Here is a 24,808-nt window from a genome sequence, read left to right on the forward strand (position 1 = left end):
GACCATAACAAGGTAGGTATTGACTATAGTGATCATCGATTGTATTGTCGTAAGTATTCTTCGATCTGTTCATTGATTCTGCGATCCCATTCGCTTGCAATGTCACTGTAGCGAACACCTTCATCTTTGATTTGGTGCATGATTTCCCAAGGATCGACATCCCCTTGAACATTAGAGAATCCAGGCATCTGTCTTGGGTAAGCCACTGGATTTGAAAGCTGTTGTTGGAATGCTTCTTCTTTAAAAGCAGCAAAATTGTAGTTTGCTAATCCGCTCTCTTCATCGAAGCCTTTTACCAATGGATGATTTGCTAGTACCGTTGGATTGGTTGTGATTGGCCATCCTTGAATAAAGTCCATCAAGCGATCTTCCGCTCGTAGTGGTGCATCTTCTGGGAGACCTGAATATTCATCGATCAATGCCCATCTTGACAGCAACCCTTCCTCGCCATAAGTCAACCATTTCAAGAGCTCAAATGCCGCCTGTGCCTTCACAGGATCATCTTCTAACTGACTAGAGATACTGAAGGTATCATAGTAACCTGGAATATAGGTTTCACCACGAGGAGCAGTAGGCATTGGGTAAATATCGATCTCCATATCCCGCGTTTCGATCAATTCAGAAACATCGCCACTTAACGCCCATAACCAGCCACTATCTAACACTTGCAAGCCATCACCAAACGCCCAACTCAAGTTGCCGACTTTTGCTACTCTTTCCTCTTCGCTCAGATCATAAAAATGCAACCCTTCGATTGCCTCGCGGGCAAATCGCTCATAATATTCACCAAAATTAGTTGCACTAGCTAAGTCCCAGCGTTCTGTTTCAATATTGAATCCTTTCCAGCCATTGGGAATATCATCAAAGTAATTTGGACCTATTTCACCAAATCCGACAACACCTGGAAAGATTGGGCTGTTTGGTGTTAGAACTGCAATTTCACTTCGAAGATTTTCGTACTCCTCATAACTCCAGTTGTAGTCTGGAATCGCAATGTTGTTTTCTCTTAGGAGCCGTGTATTGACTAACACATATTGAGAAACAGACTGCCATGCCAAGCCATAGATTTCTTCTCCGTCATAAGTACGTAAAAACTCCATTGCGTTCTCAGAGATCCATTGCGCTTCATCATCTGCTTCTAAATAAGGGGTTAAATCAAGCGTAAATTCACGATCGTAAACTTCAGCAGACATCGGCGAAAAATAAATGTCAGGTAAGTCATTGTCTTGTGCACGGGCATTCAGCATTTCCAATTGTTCAAAGTTTCCATTTTCACCATTGGCAAATTGCGCATCACGAATAACATTGACGTTCGGATACTTCTCCATAAATTTCTCGATATTTAACCACATTGGATTTTCGCTATTTTCTTCCCCATAATAGCGGCTGGCAAAAACCAGATCGATCTCTTCTTCTTGCCAGGCAGGAATCCCTTCTTCCCCTTGTGTTGCATGATTTCCAGAACCAATGGTTTCTTGATCATCCGAGTTACTACACGCTCCCAAAATAAATACACTGGAGAACAAACAGACCGACTTTACTATTTTGCTATTTTTCATACAAAACACTCCTCAATTTTATTTTATCTTTTATTTCTTAATGGAAATGGGACAACTTTCCTTAAGCGCTAGGCAATCTTTTTTAGTTAAACGTTTACGTACGTATTACGTAAACGTTTAACCAGAGTCTTTTCCTTCACCCTCTAATCGTAACGCTGAGAAACGATACATGTTAACGAGCCGTCGTTTTTAAATTGTTATCGGAAAATTCTCATAATTTTTTTACTCACTGTGGTACATTGTTTAAACTCTCTCTTTGATTCTTAGGTTGTTAATTTTCGCTGCAATACCAGAAAAGATACACTCTGCTATTATTCATTTTGATCTAATTATTGGGTTCCGAATATACTAAATCCATCTGTAAGCGCTTCAGTTATAAAGTAATAGTACCATATGATAACAGATACTCAATATAAAACTTATAATTTGTGCAAATAACCTCCCTATTTTATCTCGAAAATTGATAAATTATCGCCTTAAACAAGGTAATTTACATCAAAATATTTTATTTTTTGATTATTTAAATTCAATAAGAAAAAAACAGCCTATAATAATATAACAAAATATGCAAAACGATCGGTGATGACAAGCTGACGAATTAGTAAACTATCAATAATTATTTCTTCATTTTTATTTTTTCAAGAAAACAAAAAAAGCACCGTGCTGTGCACAAGTGCTTCTCAAGGTGGATCCTTTAATAAAAAAATGTTTCCGTGATTCGTATCAATGATTTTTTGCGCGCCATTTGATCGTGTCTTTTGTCTTACGCTGTTTTGTTACTTTGATTCCTTTTGGAGCCACACGAATCGCATAGTCTTCCTTTTTGACAACGTCATAGACATGCTCGGCAACTTCCGTTACTTTTTCTTTTAGATTCAGTTTAAATTTCATGTGTTTTCATCTCCCGAATACTTTACTACTAGCGTATCGCAAATAAAAAAAATCTTCAACTTATAGCCCTTCCTTAAACCAAAAAAATAATGGTTAAATAACGAAAAAAAAACAGCAAGACTACTTGCTGTTTTTTTTGCGTATTCATCTGACTGGGGTAGCTGGATTCGAACCAACGCATGACGGAGTCAAAGTCCGTTGCCTTACCGCTTGGCTATACCCCAATAATGGTGGAGGAGAGTGGATTCGAACCACTGAACCCTAAGGAACGGATTTACAGTCCGTCGCGTTTAGCCACTTCGCTACTCCTCCAAAAGATTTTTCTCAAACCTGACAATAGTTATAATACCGAAAAAGATAACAAATTGCAAGAGCAAAAAGTAAATTTTTCTAGAAATTATTCATGTAAATTCCATTGGCGAATAATCATCTCGATCGCAGCTTCTAAACTTCTGCTTGAACCTAGATCTTCATCCCCTAAAAAGCTTTGAAATTCTTTCGGTCCAGTTGTTAAAATCTCACCAATGCGTTTTTTTCCGATGAATAATTCATTGACGGTATAGTCTTTGCCATGAATGGCTTTTGTTGTTTCTTCAATACGTACTTCGATATCTTTATTTTTCTTAGACATGGTTGCACCTCTTTCTTTACAGCACCTTCCTATTTTAACAGAAAACCAGCAAAAGAAAAAGAAAATCTCTTCTGGAAATAAAAAAAGTAGCCAATCTTTACGATCAGCTACTTTTTCTTAGATCACTTCTGGTTCGTCAAGACAGCACTCGTCACGGTATAGCCTGCTTCGCTTAAAATTTTCTCGATTGCTGCGACTTGCCGTGATTCTACTTGGATCTCAACAACTGTTTTTAGTGCCATCCGATTTACCACAATCGTCAAAATACTCATTTGATGATCGGCAAGGAGTTTCGTCACGTCTGCTAAAACACCCACATGGTCATCCGTGATCTCAATGGACACTCGTGTTCCACCATCGTGGTACCCAGTGATTTTCAAAAAGGCATCGAAAATATCATTGTTGGTAATGATTCCCACTAAGGCATCATCATCCATGACTGGTAAAACCCCCACGTTTTCACTACGCATGACGGAAATGGCGTCCTCTAATAGTGCATCTGGTTCAATCGTGGTCACTTTTTTCAACATAATATCAGCGACAGTCGTTTTATTTAAGAGATAGTTCATTTCATAAACGCTTAAGCTTGTCGCTTTTGAGGGAGTTGCTTCAGCGATCGTTCCTTCTGTGATCAACCCTACTAATTTACCATCGTCAACGACGGGCAGACGGTGGATATCGTGCTGCTTCATTAAATCTACTGCATCAAAGATCGGTGTCTGCGAATCGACGGTGACGACCGTCTTCGTCATAAAATCACTTACGCTCATTGTTTAGCCTCCTAGATACGCTTTTCTTACTTCATCACTTGCTAGTAATTCTTCTCCAGTACCTTCTAAAACGATTTTCCCGGTTTCTAATACATAGCCGCGATCGGCAATCGATAAAGCCATTTTCGCATTTTGTTCGATCAGCAGCACAGTCGTTCCTTGCTGCTTGATTTCTTGAATGATGGAAAAAATTTCTTTGATAAAAATTGGCGCCAAGCCCATCGATGGCTCATCCAGCAAAAGCAAGCGCGGTTTTGACATCAATGCCCGCCCCATTGCCAACATCTGCTGCTCACCGCCAGATAATGTCGACGCATCTTGCGAGAGGCGTTCTTTCAATACAGGAAACTTGCGGTAAACTTGTTCATAGTCTTCTTTGACACCACTGTCTTTACGCAAGAAGGCGCCCATCTCTAAGTTTTCTTGAACCGTCAAACCGGAAAAGACGTGCCGCCCTTCTGGCACCTGCGACAAGCCGTTTGCGACGATTTTTTGCGGTGCTTCTTTCTCAATTTGCTTTCCTTCAAAAGTGACGGAGCCTTTTGAAGGACGGATCAATCCAGAAATCGTCCGTAAAATCGTGGTTTTTCCGGCACCATTGGCACCAATCAGCGAAACGATCTCTCCTTGATTGACGTGGAAGGAAACATCATGAACTGCTTGGATCATGCCGTAGTGAACACTTAAATTTTGAATTTCCAGCATCAGATTTCTCCTCCTAGATAGGCTTCGATTACCCGTGGATTGTTTTTGATCTCTTCTGGTTCACCGTGGGCGATGACTTGCCCGTATTCCAGTACATAGATCCGTTCGCACACTTCCATGACCAAACTCATATCATGCTCGATCAAGAGGATCGTCAATTGAAAATCTTTTTGGATCTTATAGATCAGCTTTGTCAGTTCTGTTGTTTCCTGAGGATTCATCCCCGCTGCCGGCTCGTCAAGAAACAAAATTTTTGGCTCTGTAGCCAATGCGCGTACGATCTCTAAACGGCGTTGCTCGCCATAAGGCAAATTTTTCGCTAACGTTTGGCTTTTGCCATCCATATCAAAGATCCGTAACAGCTCTAAGGCTTTTTTCTTCATGGATTCTTCGTTTTTGTAATATTTTGGCAAACGCAAGATGCTCGTCAGTAGTCCTTCTTTATGCTTACTGTTCATAGCGATCAAGACGTTATCCATTACGGTCAAGTTTTTAAACAAGCGAATATTTTGGAAGGTTCTTGAAAGGCCTAAATCCGCGATTTTATAAGGCTTCACGCCATTTAAACGTTTTGGCTTACCTTGGGTCTCAAAAAGCACTTCGCCTTCACTAGGCTCATACACACCTGTCAGGAGGTTAAAGAGCGTTGTCTTGCCGGCACCGTTTGGTCCAATCAACCCGACCAGCTCATTGGTATCTAGATGGAGGTCTACATGAGAAACAGCAGCTAAACCACCGAAGTTTTTCGTTAAGCTTTTAACTTCTAATAGAGGCATCGTTGTCATCCCCCTTTTTTCTAAATTTGTCCAACAGTCCTTTTACGGAGAATTCCCAGGTCCCTAAAAGTCCGCTTGGTTTAAAGATCATGATGATGATCAAAGCCAATGCATAAATGATCATGCGCAAATCAGAGAAGCCTTGCAAGTACATGTTTAAGATTCCTAGCACTACTGCCGAAACAACCGCTCCTGTGGTACTCCCAAGCCCTCCAAAAACGACGATGATCAACACATCGATCGATTTCATAAAACCGTAATCTCGTGGGAAAACCGACTGCTGATAGCTGGCATAAAGGGTACCAGCAATGCTTGCCATCACTGCCCCCATCACAAACGCAATTACCTTGTATTTCGTTGTGTTGACCCCCATCGATTCTGCAGCGATCTCATCTTCCCGAATCGCTAAAGTCGCTCTGCCTGGTCCGCTATGGATAAAGTTTGAAACGACAAGAATCGATAGAACGGCAAAGAGAAAGACGATCTGCCAATTACTGAATTGGGGCAATCCGAAAATTCCAGCAGGACCATTGGTCAAGCCTCGTAGGTTCACCAACAAGATCCGAATGATCTCTGCCACACCTAGGGTAGCGATCGCTAGATAGTCGCCTTTTAAACGGAGGGTCGGAATCCCAACCACTAATGCGACTGCACCTGAAACCAGCATCCCCACTAGTAAACCAGTTAAAAAGCCGCCAAAGGTTGGATTGCTTGCCGACAGGATCGCGCCAGCATAAGCACCGATTGCCATAAACCCAGCATGTCCTAAGGAGAATTGCCCTGAAAAGCCGATGATTAGATTCAAACTGACTGCCAAGATGATATTGATTCCGATATTGACGATGATCGCATCAGAGAACAAATTAATCATTCCACCATTGTAGGCTGCAAATAATCCAAAATAAAGAATAGCTGCCAGAGCGAGCCAGATTAAGTTGTAACGTAAATTCTTTTTCATTTCTGCCACCTACACTTTCTCTTTGATATTTTTGCCGAGGATCCCAGCTGGACGAACCAACAATATAATTATTAAAATGACATACACTAAAGCATCCTTGTAATCAGAAAAACCAAGCGCTGTCGCTGCTGTCTCCACTAAACCGATCACAAAGCCGCCTAAAGCTGCACCAGGAATGATCCCGATCCCGCCGAGAACCGCCGCAACAAAAGACTTCAGACCAGGAACGACCCCCATTGATGGATCAATGGAATTATAATACAAACCGATCAGCATCCCGCCAGCTGCAGCTAAAGCCGAGCCTAAGGCAAAGGTAAAGGAAATCGTTCGATTAACATTGATCCCCATCAAACGCGCTGCATCTGCATCAACACTTACTGCACGCATCGCTTTTCCCATACGGGTCTTTTTCACGATCAATTGCAAGAGAATCATTAAGGTAACCGAAACAGCCAAAATCAATAACTGGACATTACTTACTTGAACAAACCCGATGGAATAGGTTTTTCGTTCGATTGCTTGCGGAAACGGGCGCACATTGGCAGAAAAGAAAAAGATCATGACATTTTGCAAAAAATAAGAAACCCCGATTGCCGTAATCAATGCCGAAATTCGCGTGGAATTTCTCAAAGGACGATAGGCCAAAAATTCAATCGTTACCCCAAGTGCTGCACTGGCGATCATCGAAATGAATAACGCTGGGAAAAAGCCCAATTGCCATTGATTGATCAAAAAGTAACCGATAAAACTACCAATCATATAAACTTCTCCGTGGGCGAAGTTGATCAGCTTGATGATGCCATACACCATCGTATAACCCAACGCTAACAAGGCGTAGATACTGCCTAGAAACAAGCCGTTGATCAATTGTTGGATCATCATTTCCATATGCTCACTTCCAATATCATTTATTATGGTTCTTCTCATTAGAGAAAAGAAACTGAGACAAACACATCAGGTCTGTCCCAGTTTTCACTGCCAAACAACTACAGGTTTTTAAGGTTCCACAGTGTCTGCTGAGGTTTCCTTCCCGTCAGTCAATCCTAAAACAACTGCTGATTTCTCAGGGTTATGATTTTCATCCATTGTGATTTCACCTGTCACGCCGACAAAGTCTTTCAGTTCAGACAAACCAGCTGCAATTGCCAATGAATCTGCTGAGTTTTGATCTTCGATTGCTTGTTTGATCATGTAAACTGCATCATAGGCTAACGCATTAAAAGCAGAAGGTTCTTTGCCATACTTTTCATTGAAAGCTGCCACAAACGGCTCAACTTTGTCGTTTGCTGGTGCTTTGGTAGAGAAGTGACCGGTATAGTAAACATTGCTGACATTTTCTGCACCAGCTGTTTGAACCATTTTTTCATCACCGAATCCATCGGCACCAATGATTGCTTGATCAATTCCTAATTCTCGCGCTTGCTTGATGATCAAACCAGCTTCTGTGTAGTAGCCTGGAATGAACAAGACATCGAAGTCGACATCTTTGATTCTTGTAAGAACTGCTTGGAAATCTTTGTCGCCTTCAGTAAAGTTATCTTCTAAGACAATTTCGCCTGGGTAACTTTCTTTAAATGCTTCCGTTAAACCAATTGCGTAGTCACTTGAGTTATCACCCAAGATTACGGCTTTTGAAGCATCCAAATTTTCTGCTGCATATTTTGCCAAGATTGTTCCTTGGAAGCTATCTTGGAAACAAGAACGGAACGCAAATTCTTGGACTTTTCCACTGGTGTAAGTAATCGCATCATCTGTACCTGAAGGAGTGACCATCGGTACTTGGGCTCTCGTCACATTCGGTAAAGCCGCCTTTGTGGCACCTGAAGTTGCTGGTCCAATAATGGCAACGACTTTATCATTGGTTGCTAAGTTGGCTGCCACTGTCGCAGCTTCATTGTTATCTGATTTGTTATCTTTCGAAATGATTTCAATTTGTTTTCCAAGAATACCGCCGGCAGCATTGATTTCTTCTACTGCTAAGTCGATTCCTTCTTTTTCAGCCGTCCCATAAGCAGCTACGGCTCCTGACAACTCTAAGTTGGTTCCGATCTTGATGGTATCTCCCTCTTGTTTATTGCCACCTTCAGCAGCCCCGCTGCCATCCGTTGATCCACCTGTTGGTCCAGCGCTACATGCTGTCAACAAAAACAAACTCGCAAACAAAAACGCAAATTTCTTTTTCATAATTTTCCTCTCCTTTACTTCCCCTGAATATGTTATCCAATATACTGAAAAATCTAGGAAATGTCAACGAATTATCAGAATATTTCACCTATTCAGAATTTATTTTTTTTGCCGATAAAAAATGGTGCTTTTAAAACATTGATCCAGCAACAATGGAATCGCTTTTCTAATTTTTGGATAAAAAGAAAAGCAAGCAAAGGTTTTTCCCCTTTGCTTGCTGCCGATACGCTTTGATTTGATACTTTTTTCTTCAAACGGACGTTTGAAAACATTACATCCTCATGTTAGCGGCTATTTCGTGAATACAATGCTTGAAAATTTGCCGCCGCCCCAACTAAATTGGCATCATTGCGATAGTCACATAGCTTGATCAGTGGGACGAAATCATTTAATGCTTGATCCGCCAACATTTTTTTCAAGCGCTGGTCAACTTCTTCTAACAAGCCTTTTTTGGCACTGACACCACCGCCGATAATGATCACTTCAGGATCAAAAGCAAACTGAATACTGAACAGTCCTTGTGCTAAATAGTTGTAAAATTTATTGGCTTCCTCGATCGCAATGGCATCGCCATCTTCTGCACGTTGAAAGACCTCTTCACCGGTAATCGTCGTTCGATCCACTCCGATCCGATCACAATACCGCCAGGCCATCTGAACCGCTGTCCCTAGTTGCGAAAATGTTTTGCCTTGATCTAGGATCATCAACCCAAATTCGCCACCGTATAAATGTGCCCCACGGACTAGCTCACCATTTTGAAACAGGGTACCGCCAACGCCTGTTCCGATCACAACGAAGGCTGCTTGCTGATACTCTTTGCCCGCTCCTTGATAAAATTCAGCCATCCCAGCGCAATTGGCATCATTTTCGATGGTTACGGGTACCCCAAACGCTGCTTCGAGTTCTGAGTAAATATCAAACCCATGGATATAAGGGATCGCACTAATGCCGTCGATCCGCCGTTCTTGGGCATTGACCGCACCTGGCGCACTGATTCCAACGCCTTCAATCTCTTCATCTACGCTTGCCCTCACTTGCTGCAGCTGTGCTTTCATTTCTTCCCAAGTATTTGGAGTAGTGAACTTCCCTTTACTCACCAAAGAATCTTGTGCCCAGACGCCATATTTTACTGCTGAACCACCCATATCAAAGACTAAAATCGCCATTTTTTTCCCTCAATCCTTTATTATTCTGATACTGTCTATTTTACCGCAAGTCGGCGCTTGAAGAAAGCGATTTCCGAGGACAAGAAAAAAACAGTCTCATTCACTTAGACTGTCTCTTCATCCATTAGAGTTGTTTTTCTAAAATCACTTGATCGAACAGCTGCTGCCCATTCTCAAAAATCGGTTCGACATAGTGGGTGGTGAAATAATTCTTCACCCGCTCTTTTTCAACATAGTCTTGCTTTTGGTACAAAGTCAAGGCTGCAGAGGGCAGACTACCAGTTTTTATCACTACGATCGGCCGTTTTGCCCCGAGGTGCTGACTAAGGATCGCTTCTTCGGCAGCTTGCAGCAATTGACGACCGATGCCCATTCCTTGCTTTTCTGGAGAAACGGCCACATTCATGATCTCCCAGTTCTTGCCTTGATTTTGATAAACTAACACACCAATCATTTCTCCAGCTTCTTCATAAACAAGTGTTTGGCTATTATATAGATAGCTTTCTACGACTGCTTTTTCAGGATCTGCATCCAGCAGCAACGCCCAAGGATACGCTTCATTAGGGGCGATTGGACGAATCATGGCTTTTTGGCTCCTTTTTTATATTTCTGTTGATTCCTTTTAACTTTTCCGATAACGGTACGTTGGTTTGACTTTGTCTTTCGTATTTCGTTTTAAAGTAAACGTCTGGGGTACGTAATCTATTCCGCCTTTTACAAAGGGATGGCAGCGTAAGATACGAGCTACCCCCATCAAGCCTCCTTTGGCTGCTCCATGGACTTGGATGGCTTGGATCATGTATCCTGAGCAAGTCGGATAATAACGACAGCTAGGAGGAAATAATGGGGAAATAAAACGTTGATAGAAACGAACAAAGCCGATCAAAAGTTTACTCATTCCTTGCCAGCCTTTCTTTTTAGCGTACGATTCAGTAAAGATAGATAGAAAAAACTAGGACTCAGCACGTGGCGTAAGTCCTAGTTATGGTTTATTTCATAAACTCAAAGATATGATTCCAAAGACTTGGAGAGAATACTTTAAAAGGACTGCCGTCACCGATCACTCCATAACCAATCATCGTTCCTGCTAGGAACAATAAAATAGCTAATAAAATGACGATTAAAATTTTTATCAAGCTAGTTAAAATATAACGGTTCAACTTCACTTTTTTCTCTCCTACTCCTATTAGGCGTTAACTGGTACGACTTCTTCTAATGCGTCAGAAACTCGTTCAACAGATGCCCCTAATTGTTGCAATTTTTCGTGGAATTTGTAGTAGCCGCGATCCAAATATTTTAGATTGCGAACACGCGTCCGTCCCGTTGAACGCAAACCTAATAAAATCAACGCTGCTGCGGCACGTAAATCTGTCGCATAGACCAGCGCACCTTGTAATTCATGACCACCTTCGATCACTGCAACGTTGCCGTCAATTTTTACATGGGCATTCATGCGACGCATTTCTTCTAAATGTTGGAAACGATTCTCAAATACCGTTTCATTCACAACACTCGTTCCTTGCGCTAATAATTGAATAGCAGACATTTGCGCTTGCATGTCCGTAGGAAAACCTGGATGTGGCATCGTTTTTACATCAGTCGCTTTCAAGCGTTCTGGTCCGACCACACGAATCCCTTCAGCGACTTCAGTCACTTCTGCACCCATTTCGATCAATTTTGAAATCAATGGACGATTGTGCTCTGAGATCGCATCTTTAATAATAACGTCTCCTTGAGTCATCGCTGCTGCAACCATAAAGGTTCCTGCTTCGATACGGTCTTGCACGATCGAATGATCTACAGCATGCAGGTGTTCGACACCTTCAATACGCATCGTTTCGGTTCCTGCACCAAAGACCTTGGCACCCATTTTATTCAAAATGTTTGCTAAATCAACGATTTCTGGCTCACGAGCGACGTTTTCGATGATGGTGATGCCTTTAGCTTTTACGGCAGCCATCATGATATTTTGCGTGGCGCCGACACTTGGGAAATCCAAGTAAATGCTATTGCCTTTTAACTCATCGGCGATCGCTTCTATGTATCCATCTTTTTGGATGATTTGCGCGCCTAGTGCTTGAAATCCCTTCAAATGTAAATCAATTGGTCGTTTGCCGATTGCACAGCCGCCAGGCATTGCCACTTTGGCATGTCCATTACGGGCTAACAAAGGCCCCATGACTACGATTGAAGCGCGCATTTGGCTCACATACTCATACGGTGCTTCGATTGCTAATTCTTGTGACGCATCGATCGTCATTGTGTTGTTTTCTTCTTCAAAATCGATTGCGACATTTAAATGCCGAATCACTTCTTTCATTGTTAATACATCGGAAAGGATCGGTACATTTGTTAATGTCGTTGTTCCTTCTTCCGCTAATAAGCTTGCCGCTAAGATAGGTAGAACAGCATTTTTTGCCCCTTCGATCTTCACTGTTCCAGTTAATCGATTACCACCTTGAACGATCATCTCTTCCATTTATGTTCCCTCCAAATAATGCAGTGACTCACACAAATCTTGCCAATTATAGCATAATATTCGGTGTTTTTGCATATATTAATGAAATTCTTAAAAACCTGTTAAAAATAAATTACGACATAGCGCAATCAACTCAAGGAAAAAAGTACTGGCGGTGTAGCCTAATGCAATCGCAAGAAACACCATGACCATTCGTATCTGAGTCGTTCGTAAAGCTTTAAAAAAAGCATCGATCCGCACAGATTGCAATGCCCAAAATGCTAAATAGATGAACGCTAAATGACTCACGATTCGAATGATTGCATCAATTCCATACACTTGCATACTTCCTGCTCCTTTTTTCATAATTGAACATTCCTATCATACCACAAAGATGTCAAGATAAAAAATAATCTTTCTTGAAACCTTCATGAAAAGACTTTAAAAAGTTTTTAAAACGTTTTCTTGAAGAAACAAAAAAACAAAGGCAAGATGCCCTTGTTTTTTAGGAATGTTTTGACACGTTGATTCGATTGATGGCGCGGTGCAAAGCAACCGTTGCGCGCCGAAGCTGGTCGATATCTTCGACTTGTTTGGCTTCTTCGATTTGGCGTTCTGCACGCTGTTTTGCTCTTTCTGCACGTGAAACGTCGATGTCACGATCACGTTCCGCACTATCGGCTACGATCGAGACAACATTGTCTCGCACTTCTAATATACCGCCGTTGACAGCGACCCAGTCGACATGGGTATCTGAATCGATCCGTTTGACCCGGACTTCATCAATCGTCAATGGAACGATGATTGGGGCATGGTGCGGCAAAATACCGATCTCACCATCTGTCGTACGTGCAACCACGATTTTCGCGTGATGATCGTAAACCAAACCAGCAGGTGTCACCACATTGACTGTTAAAAATTGATCCATGAGGTTCCCCTCTTTCTTCAAGGCTGGTTAATTAATAGCCAATTTTTTTCGCTTTTTCAATGACATCTTCAATTCGTCCAACACTGCGGAAGGCTTCTTCTGGAAGATCATCATATTTTCCTTCAAGAATCTCTGCAAATCCTTTGATGGTTTCTTCAACTGGCACATAAGAACCAGGTTGTCCCGTAAACTGTTCCGCTACGTGGAAGTTTTGTGACAAGAAGAATTGAATGCGGCGTGCGCGGGCAACTAAGGTTTTTTCATCATCAGACAGTTCATCCATCCCTAAGATGGCGATGATGTCTTGTAATTCCCGATAACGTTGCAACGCATGCTGTACTTCAGTCGCTACTTCATAATGTTTTTCACCAACGATTTCAGGTGCTAACGCACTAGAAGAAGACGCCAGTGGATCAACAGCAGGATAGATCCCTTGTTCGGTCAATTTACGTTCCAAGTTGGTTGTTGCATCCAAATGGGCAAAAGCAGTCGCAGGCGCTGGGTCTGTATAGTCATCGGCAGGGACATAGATGGCTTGAATAGACGTAACGGAACCTTTTTTCGTCGATGTGATCCGTTCTTGTAATTGCCCCATCTCAGTTGCTAATGTTGGCTGATACCCAACGGCCGACGGCATCCGACCTAGTAAGGCAGATACTTCAGAACCTGCTTGAGTGAAGCGGAAGATATTATCGATAAACAAAAGCACGTCTTGTCCTTCCACATCACGGAAGTACTCGGCTAATGTCAAACCAGTCAAGGCTACCCGCATCCGGGCACCTGGTGGTTCATTCATTTGTCCAAACACCATGGCTGTTTTTTCGATAACGCCAGATTCTTTCATTTCATTATAAAGGTCATTTCCTTCACGTGTCCGTTCACCAACACCTGTGAAGACAGAGATCCCACCATGCTCTTGGGCGATGTTGTGGATCAATTCTTGGATCAAGACGGTTTTACCAACACCGGCACCACCGAAAAGTCCAACTTTCCCCCCTTTTAAATAAGGAGCTAACAAATCAATGACTTTGATCCCAGTTTCAAGGATCTCCGTACTTGTTGACAATTCATCAAAATCAGGTGCTTTTTTGTGAATCCCACTGCGGGCTGCCTCTTCAGGAAATGGTGCTTCTAAATCGATGGTATCGCCTAGGACATTAAATACCCGTCCTAATGTTTCTGTCCCAACTGGAACAGAGATGGAGGCGCCTGTATCGATTACTTCCATTCCTCGTTGTAAGCCATCTGTTGATTCCATGGCAATCGTACGGATAACGCCGTCGCCAAGTTCTAGGGCAGCTTCTAACACAACTTTTGTTTTCTGCTCATCTTTTTTGTAAACAATCAACGCATTGTTGATATCTGGTAATGATTGGTCTAGAGAGAATTCCACGTCAACAACGGGACCAATGACTTGAACAATCTTGCCTGAACTCATTCGTATTCCTCCATTCGTTCTTGAAACTATTCTAACGCGGATGCCCCCGCCACAATTTCAGTAATTTCTTGGGTGATCGCTCCTTGGCGCGCTCGATTGTATGAGATCGTCAAGTCCCCAATAATATTTTTGGCATTATCTGTTGCTGTTTTCATCGCTGTCATTCCGGCAGCATGCTCGGCTGTTTTTGCGTCAACAATCGCACCATAAATCAAGCTTTCAGCGTATTGAGGCAGTAATTGATTCAAAATCGCTTCTCTGGAAGGTTCAAACAAGTATTCTTGTTCATAACTTTCGGCTTCTTCAGGATCTAAATCGGATATCGGCAACATTTTCTCCACACGAAATTGGCTAGTCAATGAATTGATGTGATGGTTATAACACACATATAATTCATCGAAGACCTCGTTTTGGTACATCGTGGTTGCCAATGTTACGATTTTACGTACCTCATCAAAGCTTGGTTGATCCGAAAGGTTTCTTAACTCGTACGCCAAATTGATGCCCCGTGCTTTGAAAAAGTCAGCGCCAGTTGCACCAATGGCAATCATGACATACTCTTCTTCTTTTGCATGGTCTTCATCCAGCATGGTCATCATTTGTTTTAAGATGGAACTATTATAGCCGCCCACTAGACCGCCATCAGAAGTGATGACGATATAGCCTGTGCGTTTGACCGGGCGACTAACCAACATACTGTTATAGTTCACACCATCTTTAGGACCAGAACCTGCAAGATCGGAAAGCTGCTGCGCAGTCAAATGCGTAACGATTTCACGTACTTTGTTGGCATACACTTGAAACTGTTTCGAATGAGCTTCAGATTTTGTTAATTTTGCAGCTGAAACCATTTGCATGGCCTTTGTGATTTGGCTGGTTTTCTTTGTTGAGGCAATTCGTTGCTTGATTTCATTTAATGAAGCAGCCATTTTCTCTCACCTCTTTTATGCGTTTTGCATTGTCGATATTTTATCTTGCGGTGTCACCCGAGAACTGTTGGATGCCATGAAAATATCTTTGAATGCTTTAATGGTGTCATCTAACAAGCTTTCTTCTGGCAAGTCTTTCGTTGTCCGAATGGTTTCAAAAATCGTTGCTGCGTTTGCTTCGATATACTCAAATAATTCTGCTTCAAAGTCCAATAGTTTATTGACAGGTACACTATCAATGAATCCATGCGTCAACGCATAAAGAATCACGACTTGTTTTTCGACTGCCAATGGTTCATGTAGTTTTTGCTTTAAGATTTCAACGGTACGACGACCGCGGTTTAATTTGGCTTGTGTCGCAGCATCTAGATCAGACCCAAATTGTGTGAAGGCTTCTAGTTCGCGGTAACTTGCCAAGTCCAAACGCAAGGTTCCAGCAACTTTCTTCATCGCTTTGATCTGTGCAGAACCACCAACCCGTGAAACGGACAATCCAGCCGCTACGGCAGGACGCACACCTGAATAGAACAGGTCATTTTCTAAGAAAATTTGTCCATCTGTGATAGAAATCACGTTGGTTGGGATATAGGCTGAGATATCCCCCGCTTGCGTTTCAACGAACGGCAGTGCCGTCATTGATCCGCCACCTAGTTCATCACTTAATTTCGCTGCACGTTCCAATAAACGAGAGTGCAAGTAGAAGACATCCCCTGGGTATGCTTCACGACCTGGCGGACGGCGTAGAAGTAGAGAAAGTTCACGGTAAGCGACTGCTTGTTTTGATAAGTCATCAAAGACGATCAAAACATGTTTGCCGTTATACATGAATTCTTCTCCCATTGCTGCCCCGGCATAAGGTGCGATGTAAAGCAATGGTGCTGGTTGTGAAGCACCTGCTGAAACAACGATCGTGTAATCAAGTGCACCGTAACGGCGTAATGTTTCTACTTGTGCACGAACCGTTGAGTCTTTTTGGCCAATAGCGACATAGATACAGATCATGTCTTGCCCTTTTTGGTTGATGATCGCATCGATCGCAATCGTTGTTTTCCCGGTTTTCCGGTCACCGATGACTAATTCCCGTTGGCCGCGTCCGATTGGCACTAAAGCATCAATAGCTTTCAAACCTGTTTGCATTGGTTCCGATACGGATTTCCGTTGCATTACACCTGGTGCGGCTGCTTCAACTGGGCGTGATTTGTCTGTTTCGATCGGACCTAAGCCATCGATCGGTTGCCCTAATGGATTCACTACCCGGCCAATTAATGCATCGCCGACAGGAACTTCCATGATTTTACCGGTTCGTTTTACTTTGTCTCCTTCACGAATGGTTTCAAAATCACCTAGGATGATGATCCCGACGTCGTTTGATTCTAAGTTTTGTGCCATCCCATAAGAACCGTTTGAAAACTCAAGCAGTTCTCCACTCATGGCATTTTCTAAACCGTGGGCACGGGCGATCCCGTCCCCAACATATGTGACAGTACCGATTTCTTCTACAGAAAGTTCGTTCTGATAATTTTTAATTTGCTCTTTGATCAAGGCACTAATTTCTTCTGCTTTGATGGCCATCCGATTCACCTCTTATCTCTTGTTTATCTGCCGATTTTTTGTCGCAGATAATCCAGTTGGCTCTTAATACTACCGTCGATCACTTGATGATTTGCTTCAACGATGACTCCGCCTAAAATCGTTGGATCGACCGTTTCTTTCAATTGTGCCTGCTTGTACCCAAGCTTATCGGCGATTTGCTTTTCGATTTTGCTTTTTTGTTCTGCTGACAAAGCAACAGCCGTTGTGATCGTTCCGAGAACAAGACCTTGATATTCATCGTAACGACGTTCGTATTCGTCAATGATCATCAATAGATCATCCATGCGATCATATTCATAAACGATCTCTAAGAAATTTCTGACCAAGCCTTCAAAGCCCTTCAGCAATTGATCGACTAATTGTCTTTTTTCATGGAGATCCAAGCGGTTATCCGTCACGATCTGACCGAATGTTGGAATCTCCTGATAAATCTGACGCAAGGTCATTAATTCTTGGTAAACTTCTGTCAAGCGCTGTTCTTCCATCGCCAATTCGAACAAGGCTTTTCCATAGCGTTTTCCCACTGTGAATTTATCGAGTTTCATTAACTGAACCCAATCCTTCGATATATTGATTGATTAGGGATTCATGATTTTCGGGAGTCAATTCGCGTCCTAAGATTTTTTCTGCGATTTGAAGCGAAAGTTCTGCAACATCATCTTTCACTTCTTTTAACGCAGTTTCTTTTTCAAGGGTGATATCTGAGTTTGCTTTTTCTTTCAAACGAGCCACTTCTTCTTTGGTCTCGCTCAAAATATTTTGTCGACTCAATTCCCCGCTATCTTTGGCGCTCTTGATGATCTCCGCAGCTTCAGAATGAGAACGTGCCAATTTTTCTTGGCGTTCTTTTTCTAATTTTGCTGCATTCAAGCGTGATTGTTCCGCTGAATCCAAATCATTGGCGATTTTATCTTCCCGTTTTTGCATCATGCTGCTGATGGCATCCCATGCAAAATGTTTCAATAAGAATAGCAAAAGAAGAATTGATCCGCTGACAACGATAATATTGCCAAGCATTGGATTTTGAACTTCCGCTATAACCAACTGATTTAGCATAACGATTCTTCCTTTCTGAAAGTCATTGTTTCATTAGAAAAAAGCAAAAACGAGTGCAATTGTTCGTTTCTGCCTTTTCGTGCTTGTCTTATCGGAAGACTAATAACAGCGCGATAACTACCCCTAGAATCGGTACAGCTTCGACTAACGCGACCCCGATAAACATTGTTGAACGTAGTTGACCTGACATTTCAGGTTGGCGTGCCATTGATTCGATCGTTTTTGCGATTACTTGTCCGTTACCATACCCTGCACCAATTGCTGCTCCGATAATTGCTAATCCTGCTCCAATAAAGTTCATTCTTTTTTCCTCCTAATTGTATGTCGATTCGATTAATGTTCTGCCACGATTTTGTGGCTCATAAATACCATGGTCAATGTAACAAATACATAAGCTTGGATCGCTCCAATAAAGAGTGAGAAGCCAATCCAGATCATTTCTAGCGGCATCACGATCGGTAATGACCACCAACCAAGACTAATAAACATGTTGGCAATCAATCCTAATAACACTTCCCCTGCGAATATATTTCCATATAAACGCAAGCCTAACGTGATGACATTCGTAAATTCTTCGATGATTTTTAGCGGTAATAAGAACCCCACCGGTTTCAAGTACGAATTGATCAAGTAATTTTTGAAGCCCAACGACTTGATCCCAAAGAAATGTGTCAAGGAAATAACCATAAGTGCGAGTGTCAGTGTAACAAACGGGTCTGCTGTCGGACTTTTCCATAAGGTAATGTCATCTGTCGTCACGATTTTTGTGACTAACCCGATCTCATTTGCCACAAACACAAAAAGAAACATTGTTACACCGAGCAAATGAAAGTTGTTCACTTGAGATCCTGGTAGATTGTCCGCTACGATACCGCGAACAAAGTCAATGACCCATTCAATGAAGTTCTGCTTCCCTTTCGGTTTCATTTGCAGATTACGTGTACAAATAAAGACCACCAAAAAAACAATAATACAAGAAATGATTGTCATCATAGCTACAGTTCCATCAAACCATATAGGACCGATATGAAACATAAGCGATTTATCTTCCAATCTTTCTCACCTCTTTTCCTGTCATCTCCAGAAAAAAATCTGGTGTTACAATGCGTTTCCTCTCATAACAATCGGTATCATACCACCACGAATGGAAAATTTCAAAGCATTTTCAAGAAAATTAGACAAAAAACTCACAATGCCAAAAATCCTAAATTAAATGAAAAATTCCCGTGTCGCTATGTGGAAGAAAAAGCCTGTTATATCAACAGCTTTCCCTTAAATGCTACCAAATTTAGCGCGATTTTCAAAGCAATAACCTCTATCGGATTCTAAAAGAAGTTCTTAGAAAATTAGAAATTTCTAAGAACTCGGTCAATTTGTCTTTCTTGATCTTTGCGTTTCAAGGATTCCCGCTTGTCATATTCGCGTTTTCCTTTCGCTAAACCAATCAAAACTTTGGCATAACCATCCTTGATATACACCTTTAACGGAACGATCGTCATGCCTGTATTTTTTGTTTCGCCAATCAGACGAGCAATCTGCTTTTTATGCAGTAACAGTTTTCTTGTCCGTAGTGGATCATGATTAAAAATGTTTCCTTGCTCGTATGGGCTGATATGCACATTGACTAAGAATGCCTCACCATTGCGAATGCGTACAAAACCGTCTTTCAAATTGATCCGACTGTTACGGATCGCTTTGATCTCTGTTCCCTGTAAGACGATCCCCGCTTCGATCGTATCGAGGATCGTGTAATCATGGCGGGCCTTTTTGTTTTGGGCGATTAATTTCCCTTCTCCTTTAGGCACGGGCCATCCCTCCAATTATTTTTTCTTGATTCCTTTGTAAAAAGGTTTTTTCTTTTTCACTTTGCCAGCTTTCTTTGACTTGCCTTTACCGGTTTGTTCAAAGCGTTTCCCTTGTTTTTTCTCAGGGTTGTGTTGTTTTTTCCCGCGACGGTTCGCTTCATTTTTTTGATGGTTGTTTCGTTTGTTGGCTTTTGGTGCTTGCAGTTTTTCGACTTCTTCTGCTGCTACCAATTCGAAATCGATCTCTCTTGTTTCAGGATCAGCTTTCACGACTTTGATACGAACTTTTTGACCAATTTTAAAGGTCAAGCCTGTCCGTTCACCTACAAGTGCCAGATGGTTTTCCAAATAATGGAAGTAATCTTGCTTAAGATTATTGATATGGATCAGCCCTTCAATCGTGTTAGGCAATTCAATAAACAAGCCAAACTTAACGACGGAACTGATGATACCGTCAAACTCTTCTCCTACTTTATCGGCCATATACTCAGCTTTTTTAAGCGCATCGACTTCTCTTTCTGCATCGACTGCTCGTCGTTCCATTTGGGAGCTGTGCATTGCGATGTCAGGCAAGATTTCAGCCCATTTGTTTTGGTTGGCTTCAGAGACATCTTCACTGTAAGAACGAATCAAGCGATGCACGATCAAGTCGGGGTACCGACGGATCGGTGACGTGAAGTGGGTATAATCTTCCGCTGCCAAACCATAGTGGCCGACGTTTTCTTCTGAATACTTCGCTTGCTGCATACTTCTGAGCAGCATCGTATTGACAACCATTGCCTCTGGCTTATCTGCGACATCTTCAACCACTTTTTGCAGTTGTTTTGGTGAGATCGAGCCGTTGGTTTGTTTGACTACGATCCCTAAAGCAGAAGCAAAATCAAAGAAGCGACGCATTTTCTCTTCTTTTGGTTCCTCATGGATCCGATAAATAAATGGTAAATGCTTCCGATTGAAATGGCGCGCCACGGTTTCATTGGCTGCCAACATGAAGGACTCGATCAATCGTTCGCCGACGCCACGTTCTCGCAGAACGATTTCTTGCGGGTGTCCTTCTCCATCGACCAAGACTTTCGCTTCGCGGTCTTCAAAAGAAACCGCCCCACGCTTGATCCGCATCGTTTCTAACACGTGGTGCAAGGCGGCCATATCATGGAACATCGGTACTAGTTTCGCATATTCTTTGCTGGTTTCTGGATCATTGTCTTCAATAATTTGATTGACTGCCTGATAAGTCATGCGGGCACTTGTTTGAATAATACTTTGGAAAATATTGTAATCCGTGACGATCCCCTCTTGGTTGATCCACATTTCACAGCTCATGGCCAACCTTGGGACATTCGGATTCAACGAACAGATCCCGTTTGATAAACGTTGTGGGATCATCGGGATCACTCGATCCGTTAGATAGACACTCGTTCCCCGCTCAAAAGCTTCTTTGTCCAACGCACTGTTTTCTGTCACATAATAAGAAACATCTGCGATATGCACGCCCAAATAGAAGCTGCCGTCAGGCAATGCTTTTACCGTCACCGCATCATCCAAATCTTTGGCATCCGCTCCATCGATCGTTACGATCTGTTGATCTCGCAAATCCCGTCGTTCTGGAAAGTCAGCAGGATCGATCGTATCGGGTACTGCATCTGCCGCTGCCAAGGTTTCTTCCTCAAATTTTGTGGGAATCCCATTCGCCACGACGATCGATAAAATATCCATTCCAGGATCGTTTTTATGCCCCACAACTTTTGTGATCAACCCCTCTAAGCTTTTCGAATAGCCTTTTTCTGGGTAATGGCTGATCTCAACGATCACGATGCTGCCGTCTACTGGACGAATTCCTTGGGCGCCGATAAACACCTTTAAATCGCTTAGTTTTTTATCTTTAGGTTGAACAACGCCATATAGATCCGATTCTTCGATCTCTTTTTCGTCAAATAATGTAAACTCGCCGACCAACTGACTGATGGCCCGTTGTTTGATCTCAACGACTTTCCCCTCTGCACCACGATCTGAAAAAGGATCGGCAACATGCACGATGTCTACAGCAACGGTATCGCCGTCCATGGCATAGCCTGTTGCTTCTTTAGGGATATAAATATCGTCTTCTTCTTCATCCAACGTGACAAAGCCGAAGCCCCGCTCGTTGGCACGAAAGGTTCCTTCCACAAACACTCGTTTCATTGGTAATTTCACTTTGCCTTTTTTGTTAAAAATCACACTGCCTTCTCGTTCCATCGCCGCTACTGTCTGGACAAGATTCTTAAAGTCTGTACTTTTTTGAAGTCCTAGACCTTCAGCAATTTCTTCCATTGAAAAACTTTTTTTACGGCTTTCTTCGAGAAACTGAACAATTTTTGTTTTAATCGTTTCTGTCATAACTCACTCTTTCCAAGCAAGTGTTTCTAAGAAAGCAAACACATCCTGCTCTAATTTTTTCCGTTCTGGTCCAACTGTCACCACATGACCACTTTGAGGATACCATTGAAGCGTATAGGGAACATGGGACAATGCCGCTGCGGTTTTGAAAACCGTCTGTGGATCGATCATTTGGTCCCTTCCTGCTTGCGCCAGGAAGATTGGGCGCTCGATTTTTCCTAAATGCTCGGCTGTGGTTTGTCCGACTGTTTCGATTCCTTGCAGTTGTTCTCTGACCTTACGAGGGACTTCTGCCAATATTTCTTTTTGGGTCGCCTCATCTAAATCAGCGTAGGGTATGACCATTTCAGCATACTTTTCAAAATTGACTGGTACTTCGTTCTTGGTTTCAAATAACGGTGAGCAAAAAAGACCGCCGCCCATCAATGTTGGGTCTTGCGTCAAACGATCCATCGCTAAAATCCCACCCATCGAAAGTCCAAGAACGGCAACTTCCTCATAGCCTTTTTCTTTCACATAAGCAACTGCATCCGCAGCATCCTGCTGCCAAACAGTCATTCCTTGATTTAAGATATCATCTGGATTCGGTGTACCATGCCCAGTAAACATCGGTGTATAAACCGTGTAGTCTTTTTGTTCTAACGAACGACAAAGCATGCGCACATCGTTAGGACTGCCTGAATAGGCATGGAACAAAATGACCGCTCGTTTGCCGTGTTCAGCAAAAACCGGTTTTGGTTGATTAAATGTTTTCATGTTTCCTTTCACCTCACGTCCAATTCTACCATAGTTAGCAAGAATACTTCGACAAATGCGATCAAAATCTTCCCGTTAAAAAGAAAAAAACCTCTCTTTACGAGAGGTTCGCTAACAAAGTGATTAGTTTGATGAAAGAAAAGCCAAAATAAAGAGCAAGACCATCCAAACAAAACCTAAAATGGCCGTTGAACGCTGCATCACCGCTTCAAATCCACGGGCTTTTTGCTTACCAAACAATTGATCTGCACCGCCAGTAAAGGCACTAGCTGCACTATTTTGCTTGCTAGGCTGCATCATGATCGTAATGACCATTAAAATCGAAATAACGATCACAGCAGTTAATAAGATGTTATACACGTTAGCTCCTCCTTGCTTGCTAAAGTCGTCCTTTCTATTTTAGCATTTTCCGCTAGAAATTACTACTCCCTTTTTGTCATTGCTCGTTGCGTGACGGTTTAAAAAAAAGACTGTCCTTTCTGACAGCCTTTTTCTCATAGATCGCTTTCGTTCAAATCAGCGAACGAGTACGTCATCATATTCTGGTTTTTCTTTGAACTCTTTGACCGCAAAGGAGCAGACAGGCATAATTTTTTTCTCTTCCCGTCGTGCTTTTTCAACAACTGCTTTGAGCAATTTTTGCGCCAATTGCTGTCCACGATAATCAGGGTTGACGAAGGTGTGATCAACTTCAAGTACATCATCTGGTGTTTCTTGCCATGTAATCTCACCAATTTCTGTTTCTCCATCATATAAAGCAAAACGCTTGTTTTCTTCTTTTATTTCCATTGTTTTCGCCCTTTCTATCAGACAATGTCTGTTTTTTGTTTGATATTCTCAATAAATTGCAAAACGGTTGGCCAATATTCTGGGGCATCTTTAACTGCCTGTAAATGTCCCATATTGGGAAAAAGGACTTTTTGTTTCGGACCAGCCGTTGCTTCCATTAAAGTATTGATTTCTTTTTCAGAAAGAAACGTATCCTTTTCTCCTTGTAAAAACAGCACAGGTAAATGGTTGCTGCCGACTTGTCGGGTCACCGAGATTTGTAGGAAGGGGTAGCCGACTAAGTGTTTACTGTAACGATTGGCTAATCGCAAAAAGCGCTTGACGGGTAACCGAGAAAATTGTGGTAGACTTGCCCGAATGGCACTATAAACGGACGTATAACTGCTGTCTGAGATCAAACCCGCAACTTGCACCGGCATGACTTCTCCACTGGCCAGCAGCAAGGTCGCTGCCCCCATTCCTAAACCATAGAGGAAGATTTGTGTTTGTGGGTCTTTTTCCAAAATCTTATCGATCCACAAAAGCAGATCCATCCGATCTAGCCACCCTAAGCCGATCTCTTTGCCTTCACTGCGGCCATGTGCACGTAAATCAGGAACTAAAACATTGTAACCAGCAGACCAGAATTTCTCGGCTGCCTCTTGACAATCTGCTTGCCCATCACTGCGATACCCATGCAAGCAGATCACCCACGTTTTTGCACACTGATCAAAGACTTCCGCTGTTAGGATCAGATCATCGGCGGTCGTTACCGTACATTCCGAACCTTGTGCCCAAAAAGCCGAACTCTTTGTTGCGATCCGCTCTTTGTATGGAATCCCCAGTTTCTTTCTGCCTTCTTTTTCATACCATTCATTGTTTCGCATAATGATCGCCGAAACAAAATAGCGTACGCCCTTTTTCAAAATAGACGTGCGATATACATAGTACACCAAAAAACCAAAAATAAGCAGTAGTAGCAATAGCCAAACCATAGGATCCCCCCTTAATTTTAGTTTACCATTTACAATGGATTTCAGCCAAAGTTTTGTCGCACGTCT

At 42.3% G+C, this 24,808-nt stretch carries 30 protein-coding genes and 2 tRNA genes; 1 reads left to right on the forward strand and 31 read right to left on the reverse strand.

Going from position 1 to position 24,808, the window contains the following annotated elements:
- Nucleotides 1-32 precede the first annotated feature (32 nt).
- From IGI82_RS13415 to IGI82_RS13465, 11 genes are all read right to left on the reverse strand, one after another.
- Nucleotides 33-1,559 carry a carbohydrate ABC transporter substrate-binding protein gene (locus tag IGI82_RS13415; protein ID WP_438842331.1) on the reverse strand — a complete coding sequence of 509 codons (1,527 nt, stop codon included), beginning with the start codon at nucleotides 1,557-1,559 and terminating at the stop codon, nucleotides 33-35.
- A 723-nt stretch (nucleotides 1,560-2,282) separates the two neighbouring features.
- A complete protein-coding gene (locus IGI82_RS13420) occupies nucleotides 2,283-2,450 on the reverse strand; it encodes a hypothetical protein (protein ID WP_005228760.1) in 168 nt (55 codons plus the stop codon).
- Nucleotides 2,451-2,602: 152 nt separating this feature from the next.
- A tRNA-Gln gene (locus tag IGI82_RS13425) sits at nucleotides 2,603-2,674 on the reverse strand.
- Nucleotides 2,675-2,678: 4 nt separating this feature from the next.
- Nucleotides 2,679-2,762: transfer RNA gene (locus tag IGI82_RS13430), tRNA-Tyr, on the reverse strand.
- An 85-nt stretch (nucleotides 2,763-2,847) separates the two neighbouring features.
- Nucleotides 2,848-3,081 (reverse strand): DUF2969 domain-containing protein, encoded by a 234-nt coding sequence (locus tag IGI82_RS13435; protein ID WP_005228752.1) that lies wholly within the window; start codon nucleotides 3,079-3,081, stop codon nucleotides 2,848-2,850.
- A 122-nt stretch (nucleotides 3,082-3,203) separates the two neighbouring features.
- Nucleotides 3,204-3,851 carry a CBS and ACT domain-containing protein gene (locus tag IGI82_RS13440; RefSeq protein ID WP_438842332.1) on the reverse strand — a complete coding sequence of 216 codons (648 nt, stop codon included), beginning with the start codon at nucleotides 3,849-3,851 and terminating at the stop codon, nucleotides 3,204-3,206.
- A 3-nt stretch (nucleotides 3,852-3,854) separates the two neighbouring features.
- Complete coding sequence (locus IGI82_RS13445; protein WP_005234392.1) at nucleotides 3,855-4,556, reverse strand: ABC transporter ATP-binding protein; 702 nt, start codon at nucleotides 4,554-4,556, stop codon at nucleotides 3,855-3,857.
- Nucleotides 4,556-5,332 (reverse strand): ABC transporter ATP-binding protein, encoded by a 777-nt coding sequence (locus IGI82_RS13450; RefSeq protein WP_008380898.1) that lies wholly within the window; start codon nucleotides 5,330-5,332, stop codon nucleotides 4,556-4,558. The genes IGI82_RS13445 and IGI82_RS13450 overlap by 1 nt, the downstream gene beginning before the upstream one ends.
- Entirely contained in the window at nucleotides 5,313-6,290 is a 978-nt protein-coding gene (locus tag IGI82_RS13455) for a branched-chain amino acid ABC transporter permease (protein WP_005228744.1), read from the reverse strand. Before IGI82_RS13455 ends, IGI82_RS13450 begins: the two co-directional genes overlap by 20 nt.
- 9 nt (nucleotides 6,291-6,299) lie before the next feature.
- A complete protein-coding gene (locus IGI82_RS13460; protein ID WP_008380893.1) occupies nucleotides 6,300-7,178 on the reverse strand; it encodes a branched-chain amino acid ABC transporter permease in 879 nt (292 codons plus the stop codon).
- 108 nt (nucleotides 7,179-7,286) lie between these two features.
- Nucleotides 7,287-8,474 carry an ABC transporter substrate-binding protein gene (locus IGI82_RS13465; RefSeq protein ID WP_008380891.1) on the reverse strand — a complete coding sequence of 396 codons (1,188 nt, stop codon included), beginning with the start codon at nucleotides 8,472-8,474 and terminating at the stop codon, nucleotides 7,287-7,289.
- A 60-nt stretch (nucleotides 8,475-8,534) separates the two neighbouring features.
- Between IGI82_RS13465 and IGI82_RS13470 the strand changes: the two genes are divergently transcribed.
- Nucleotides 8,535-8,708 carry a hypothetical protein gene (locus tag IGI82_RS13470; protein WP_186318430.1) on the forward strand — a complete coding sequence of 58 codons (174 nt, stop codon included), beginning with the start codon at nucleotides 8,535-8,537 and terminating at the stop codon, nucleotides 8,706-8,708.
- A gap of 50 nt (nucleotides 8,709-8,758) precedes the next feature.
- On the opposite strand, the gene IGI82_RS13475 is transcribed toward IGI82_RS13470, so the two are convergent.
- The 20 genes from IGI82_RS13475 to IGI82_RS13570 all read right to left on the reverse strand — a co-directional run bounded on the left by IGI82_RS13475 (nucleotide 8,759) and on the right by IGI82_RS13570 (nucleotide 24,742).
- Nucleotides 8,759-9,640 carry an ROK family protein gene (locus tag IGI82_RS13475; protein ID WP_438842333.1) on the reverse strand — a complete coding sequence of 294 codons (882 nt, stop codon included), beginning with the start codon at nucleotides 9,638-9,640 and terminating at the stop codon, nucleotides 8,759-8,761.
- A 124-nt stretch (nucleotides 9,641-9,764) separates the two neighbouring features.
- Nucleotides 9,765-10,223: a GNAT family N-acetyltransferase gene (locus IGI82_RS13480; protein WP_375817991.1), complete on the reverse strand. Its 459-nt coding sequence runs from the start codon at nucleotides 10,221-10,223 to the stop codon at nucleotides 9,765-9,767.
- Nucleotides 10,224-10,262: 39 nt separating this feature from the next.
- On the reverse strand, nucleotides 10,263-10,538 hold the full coding sequence (gene yidD / locus IGI82_RS13485; RefSeq protein WP_016608771.1) for a membrane protein insertion efficiency factor YidD: 276 nt from the start codon (nucleotides 10,536-10,538) through the stop codon (nucleotides 10,263-10,265).
- Between the two features lie 91 nt (nucleotides 10,539-10,629).
- Nucleotides 10,630-10,806, reverse strand: coding sequence for a DNA-directed RNA polymerase subunit beta (locus IGI82_RS13490; RefSeq protein WP_005228723.1), 177 nt, complete (start codon nucleotides 10,804-10,806; stop codon nucleotides 10,630-10,632).
- A gap of 20 nt (nucleotides 10,807-10,826) precedes the next feature.
- Nucleotides 10,827-12,119 carry a UDP-N-acetylglucosamine 1-carboxyvinyltransferase gene (gene murA, locus IGI82_RS13495; RefSeq protein ID WP_375817993.1) on the reverse strand — a complete coding sequence of 431 codons (1,293 nt, stop codon included), beginning with the start codon at nucleotides 12,117-12,119 and terminating at the stop codon, nucleotides 10,827-10,829.
- A 90-nt stretch (nucleotides 12,120-12,209) separates the two neighbouring features.
- Nucleotides 12,210-12,443: a DUF1146 family protein gene (locus tag IGI82_RS13500; protein ID WP_008380880.1), complete on the reverse strand. Its 234-nt coding sequence runs from the start codon at nucleotides 12,441-12,443 to the stop codon at nucleotides 12,210-12,212.
- Nucleotides 12,444-12,603: 160 nt separating this feature from the next.
- Entirely contained in the window at nucleotides 12,604-13,026 is a 423-nt protein-coding gene (locus IGI82_RS13505) for a F0F1 ATP synthase subunit epsilon (RefSeq protein WP_005228716.1), read from the reverse strand.
- Between the two features lie 31 nt (nucleotides 13,027-13,057).
- Nucleotides 13,058-14,464, reverse strand: a complete 1,407-nt coding sequence (atpD, locus tag IGI82_RS13510; protein WP_231434760.1) for a F0F1 ATP synthase subunit beta — start codon at nucleotides 14,462-14,464, stop codon at nucleotides 13,058-13,060.
- Between the two features lie 26 nt (nucleotides 14,465-14,490).
- Nucleotides 14,491-15,393 carry a F0F1 ATP synthase subunit gamma gene (locus IGI82_RS13515; RefSeq protein WP_005228710.1) on the reverse strand — a complete coding sequence of 301 codons (903 nt, stop codon included), beginning with the start codon at nucleotides 15,391-15,393 and terminating at the stop codon, nucleotides 14,491-14,493.
- Nucleotides 15,394-15,408: 15 nt separating this feature from the next.
- On the reverse strand, nucleotides 15,409-16,965 hold the full coding sequence (gene atpA, locus IGI82_RS13520; protein ID WP_005228708.1) for a F0F1 ATP synthase subunit alpha: 1,557 nt from the start codon (nucleotides 16,963-16,965) through the stop codon (nucleotides 15,409-15,411).
- A gap of 23 nt (nucleotides 16,966-16,988) precedes the next feature.
- Nucleotides 16,989-17,531 carry a F0F1 ATP synthase subunit delta gene (locus IGI82_RS13525; protein ID WP_312779315.1) on the reverse strand — a complete coding sequence of 181 codons (543 nt, stop codon included), beginning with the start codon at nucleotides 17,529-17,531 and terminating at the stop codon, nucleotides 16,989-16,991.
- Nucleotides 17,518-18,042 carry a F0F1 ATP synthase subunit B gene (gene atpF / locus IGI82_RS13530; protein ID WP_005228706.1) on the reverse strand — a complete coding sequence of 175 codons (525 nt, stop codon included), beginning with the start codon at nucleotides 18,040-18,042 and terminating at the stop codon, nucleotides 17,518-17,520. Before atpF ends, IGI82_RS13525 begins: the two co-directional genes overlap by 14 nt.
- Before the next feature lie 88 nt (nucleotides 18,043-18,130).
- Nucleotides 18,131-18,343 carry an ATP synthase F0 subunit C gene (gene atpE / locus IGI82_RS13535; protein WP_005228705.1) on the reverse strand — a complete coding sequence of 71 codons (213 nt, stop codon included), beginning with the start codon at nucleotides 18,341-18,343 and terminating at the stop codon, nucleotides 18,131-18,133.
- 32 nt (nucleotides 18,344-18,375) lie between these two features.
- Nucleotides 18,376-19,095, reverse strand: coding sequence for a F0F1 ATP synthase subunit A (atpB, locus tag IGI82_RS13540; RefSeq protein WP_008380872.1), 720 nt, complete (start codon nucleotides 19,093-19,095; stop codon nucleotides 18,376-18,378).
- A gap of 293 nt (nucleotides 19,096-19,388) precedes the next feature.
- Nucleotides 19,389-19,847 (reverse strand): SsrA-binding protein SmpB, encoded by a 459-nt coding sequence (smpB, locus tag IGI82_RS13545; RefSeq protein WP_008380870.1) that lies wholly within the window; start codon nucleotides 19,845-19,847, stop codon nucleotides 19,389-19,391.
- Between the two features lie 15 nt (nucleotides 19,848-19,862).
- Nucleotides 19,863-22,223 carry a ribonuclease R gene (gene rnr, locus IGI82_RS13550; RefSeq protein WP_270287786.1) on the reverse strand — a complete coding sequence of 787 codons (2,361 nt, stop codon included), beginning with the start codon at nucleotides 22,221-22,223 and terminating at the stop codon, nucleotides 19,863-19,865.
- Between the two features lie 3 nt (nucleotides 22,224-22,226).
- Entirely contained in the window at nucleotides 22,227-22,979 is a 753-nt protein-coding gene (locus tag IGI82_RS13555) for an alpha/beta hydrolase (RefSeq protein ID WP_074536100.1), read from the reverse strand.
- A 123-nt stretch (nucleotides 22,980-23,102) separates the two neighbouring features.
- Nucleotides 23,103-23,339, reverse strand: coding sequence for a preprotein translocase subunit SecG (secG, locus tag IGI82_RS13560; protein ID WP_005228700.1), 237 nt, complete (start codon nucleotides 23,337-23,339; stop codon nucleotides 23,103-23,105).
- A gap of 156 nt (nucleotides 23,340-23,495) precedes the next feature.
- Nucleotides 23,496-23,768: a GNAT family N-acetyltransferase gene (locus tag IGI82_RS13565; RefSeq protein ID WP_005234370.1), complete on the reverse strand. Its 273-nt coding sequence runs from the start codon at nucleotides 23,766-23,768 to the stop codon at nucleotides 23,496-23,498.
- Between the two features lie 17 nt (nucleotides 23,769-23,785).
- Nucleotides 23,786-24,742 carry an alpha/beta hydrolase gene (locus IGI82_RS13570; RefSeq protein WP_438842334.1) on the reverse strand — a complete coding sequence of 319 codons (957 nt, stop codon included), beginning with the start codon at nucleotides 24,740-24,742 and terminating at the stop codon, nucleotides 23,786-23,788.
- Nucleotides 24,743-24,808: the final 66 nt, after the last annotated feature.

The organism is Enterococcus sp. AZ067, assembly GCF_051715005.1.
In the GTDB taxonomy this organism is placed as follows: Bacteria; Bacillota; Bacilli; order Lactobacillales; family Enterococcaceae; genus Enterococcus_D; species Enterococcus_D casseliflavus.

Excerpts from the sequence above, each read along its gene's own strand:
- IGI82_RS13415 (WP_438842331.1), bottom strand. The coding sequence starts at position 1,559 with ATGAAAAATAGCAAAATAGTAAAGTCGGTCTGTTTGTTCTCCAGTGTA.
- IGI82_RS13420 (WP_005228760.1), bottom strand. The coding sequence starts at position 2,450 with ATGAAATTTAAACTGAATCTAAAAGAAAAAGTAACGGAAGTTGCCGAG.
- IGI82_RS13435 (WP_005228752.1), bottom strand. The coding sequence starts at position 3,081 with ATGTCTAAGAAAAATAAAGATATCGAAGTACGTATTGAAGAAACAACA.
- IGI82_RS13440 (WP_438842332.1), bottom strand. The coding sequence starts at position 3,851 with ATGAGCGTAAGTGATTTTATGACGAAGACGGTCGTCACCGTCGATTCG.
- IGI82_RS13445 (WP_005234392.1), bottom strand. The coding sequence starts at position 4,556 with ATGCTGGAAATTCAAAATTTAAGTGTTCACTACGGCATGATCCAAGCA.
- IGI82_RS13450 (WP_008380898.1), bottom strand. The coding sequence starts at position 5,332 with ATGCCTCTATTAGAAGTTAAAAGCTTAACGAAAAACTTCGGTGGTTTA.
- IGI82_RS13455 (WP_005228744.1), bottom strand. The coding sequence starts at position 6,290 with ATGAAAAAGAATTTACGTTACAACTTAATCTGGCTCGCTCTGGCAGCT.
- IGI82_RS13460 (WP_008380893.1), bottom strand. The coding sequence starts at position 7,178 with ATGGAAATGATGATCCAACAATTGATCAACGGCTTGTTTCTAGGCAGT.
- IGI82_RS13465 (WP_008380891.1), bottom strand. The coding sequence starts at position 8,474 with ATGAAAAAGAAATTTGCGTTTTTGTTTGCGAGTTTGTTTTTGTTGACA.
- IGI82_RS13470 (WP_186318430.1), top strand. The coding sequence starts at position 8,535 with ATGTCAACGAATTATCAGAATATTTCACCTATTCAGAATTTATTTTTT.
- IGI82_RS13475 (WP_438842333.1), bottom strand. The coding sequence starts at position 9,640 with ATGGCGATTTTAGTCTTTGATATGGGTGGTTCAGCAGTAAAATATGGC.
- IGI82_RS13480 (WP_375817991.1), bottom strand. The coding sequence starts at position 10,223 with ATGATTCGTCCAATCGCCCCTAATGAAGCGTATCCTTGGGCGTTGCTG.
- yidD (WP_016608771.1), bottom strand. The coding sequence starts at position 10,538 with ATGAGTAAACTTTTGATCGGCTTTGTTCGTTTCTATCAACGTTTTATT.
- murA (WP_375817993.1), bottom strand. The coding sequence starts at position 12,119 with ATGGAAGAGATGATCGTTCAAGGTGGTAATCGATTAACTGGAACAGTG.
- IGI82_RS13500 (WP_008380880.1), bottom strand. The coding sequence starts at position 12,443 with ATGCAAGTGTATGGAATTGATGCAATCATTCGAATCGTGAGTCATTTA.
- IGI82_RS13505 (WP_005228716.1), bottom strand. The coding sequence starts at position 13,026 with ATGGATCAATTTTTAACAGTCAATGTGGTGACACCTGCTGGTTTGGTT.
- atpD (WP_231434760.1), bottom strand. The coding sequence starts at position 14,464 with ATGAGTTCAGGCAAGATTGTTCAAGTCATTGGTCCCGTTGTTGACGTG.
- IGI82_RS13515 (WP_005228710.1), bottom strand. The coding sequence starts at position 15,393 with ATGGCTGCTTCATTAAATGAAATCAAGCAACGAATTGCCTCAACAAAG.
- atpA (WP_005228708.1), bottom strand. The coding sequence starts at position 16,965 with ATGGCCATCAAAGCAGAAGAAATTAGTGCCTTGATCAAAGAGCAAATT.
- IGI82_RS13525 (WP_312779315.1), bottom strand. The coding sequence starts at position 17,531 with ATGAAACTCGATAAATTCACAGTGGGAAAACGCTATGGAAAAGCCTTG.
- atpF (WP_005228706.1), bottom strand. The coding sequence starts at position 18,042 with ATGCTAAATCAGTTGGTTATAGCGGAAGTTCAAAATCCAATGCTTGGC.
- atpE (WP_005228705.1), bottom strand. The coding sequence starts at position 18,343 with ATGAACTTTATTGGAGCAGGATTAGCAATTATCGGAGCAGCAATTGGT.
- rnr (WP_270287786.1), bottom strand. The coding sequence starts at position 22,223 with ATGACAGAAACGATTAAAACAAAAATTGTTCAGTTTCTCGAAGAAAGC.
- IGI82_RS13555 (WP_074536100.1), bottom strand. The coding sequence starts at position 22,979 with ATGAAAACATTTAATCAACCAAAACCGGTTTTTGCTGAACACGGCAAA.
- IGI82_RS13565 (WP_005234370.1), bottom strand. The coding sequence starts at position 23,768 with ATGGAAATAAAAGAAGAAAACAAGCGTTTTGCTTTATATGATGGAGAA.
- IGI82_RS13570 (WP_438842334.1), bottom strand. The coding sequence starts at position 24,742 with ATGGTTTGGCTATTGCTACTACTGCTTATTTTTGGTTTTTTGGTGTAC.